The 451-nt window shown below is 63.9% G+C and carries 1 protein-coding gene; it reads right to left on the reverse strand.

The window, feature by feature from the left end; translation table 11 throughout:
* Nucleotides 1-451, reverse strand: a 451-nt coding sequence (locus tag EOA27_RS39895) for an ABC transporter permease (protein WP_145970968.1), incomplete at both ends; no start/stop codon positions are given.

The following is a 451-nucleotide window of genomic DNA, read 5'->3' on the forward strand; positions in this document are numbered from 1 at the left end:
GCCCGGCATGATCCAGGGCAAGGTCACGCGCATGGTCACCTGCCACTGATTGGCGCCGAGCGAGCGCGCCGCCTCCTCCAGCTCCGGCGCGAAGGTCTGCAGCCGGGCCGAGACGACGACAATGACATAAGGCAGCGCCAGCGCGACATGGCCGAGCAGGATGGCCACCAGCCCGCGGCCGATGCCGACGCCGAAGAAGAAGATCAGCATCGCCGTGCCGGTGATCAGCCATGGAATGGCGATCGGCGGGAAGAGCAGCGCCTGCAGGACTTTCTTGCCGTGGAACTCGTAGCGGTAGAGCGCCAGCGAGGCCATCGAGCCGAGCACCGTCGAGATCAAAGTGGTGATGACCGCGATCTCGATGCTGTTCCAGGTCGCCGCGATCAGCTGATCGTTCTGCCACAGCGATTGATACCAGTCCGTCGTCCATTCGAACGGCAATTGGTAGAAG

Source organism: Mesorhizobium sp. M2A.F.Ca.ET.037.01.1.1, from assembly GCF_003998075.1.
Classification (GTDB): domain Bacteria; phylum Pseudomonadota; class Alphaproteobacteria; order Rhizobiales; family Rhizobiaceae; genus Mesorhizobium.